General features: G+C 48.9%; 2 protein-coding genes. Both read right to left on the reverse strand.

Annotation, left to right across the window (positions count from 1 at the left end):
• Positions 1–405: anhydro-N-acetylmuramic acid kinase (locus A3763_RS01190; RefSeq protein ID WP_197482667.1), on the reverse strand; the 405-nt coding region annotated here is incomplete at its 3' end.
• A gap of 20 nt (positions 406–425) precedes the next feature.
• Positions 426–959 (reverse strand): M23 family metallopeptidase (locus A3763_RS01195; protein WP_156494801.1); only part of this gene is annotated, 534 nt, incomplete at its 5' end.

Raw genomic sequence — 959 nt, forward strand, 5'->3', positions numbered from 1 at the left:
CATTCTGAAATCGGTAATCGTCGTGATATTAGTGATGTGGGCGATTGTACTTGGGTCGCCTATCTGGAGTGAAAAGGGTTTGCTTGACTCAGGGCGGTGTCTGATTGTTTGTCCGTGACAACCGATGGCGCAAACATCGCTACTATTCTTGTTGGCTTTCTTGAGTAAATCGTTCACGGTTTCCGCAATAGCTTCACCTAGCTCGACACTGGCTTCGCCAAGGCGGNCTATCTCATTGTCGCCTGGTAGTGACAATGACTGAAGTTTCGACTTAAGCGAGCTTGAAAATGGTGCGCTAAATGATTCAATGCCGGTGGTTTTGTTTTCAGATATTGAGGCAAGGACGGTATCGATTCCGTCCATGCTGGTGCCAGACATGACGCCTATATATAGTTTGTCTGCCATATCAGGGACTCTATCTGTACTTACTGATTAGAGGCGACTTGATAACTTTCTGAAAAGGTCTCGAGCTGTGCCAAGTGTGAGTGTGTTGCTTTCTTAAAGCGAGCAAGCTCCTTTTTAGGGATAGGGCTCGCGTGTGGCAGTTTCACCTTTAGAGAGTTTTTGTGGACACCGTTAACTCTAAATTCATAATGAAGATGGGGCCCTGTTGAACGTCCTGTGCTACCGACATAGCCAATGATTTGGCCTTGCTTAACGCGCTTGCCCGAGCGGATGCCGCGTGCGTAGCCATTCATGTGAGCATAAAGAGTGGTGATGCTTTGTCCGTGTTGGATGATGACAGTTTTACCGTAACCACCTTTTCTGGCTGCATGAATAACCTTGCCGTCACCAGTAGCTTTGATTGGCGTGCCGGTCGCCGCGGCGTAGTCAGTGCCTTTGTGCGCTCTGATTTTATGTAGAATAGGGTGCTTGCGACGCAGGTTGAAGCGTGAGGAGATGCGAGCGAAGTCGACAGGCGTTCTGATAAAGGCCTTCCGCATGCTTTTTCCGTCAGG

It is taken from the genome of Oleiphilus sp. HI0128 (assembly GCF_001635365.1).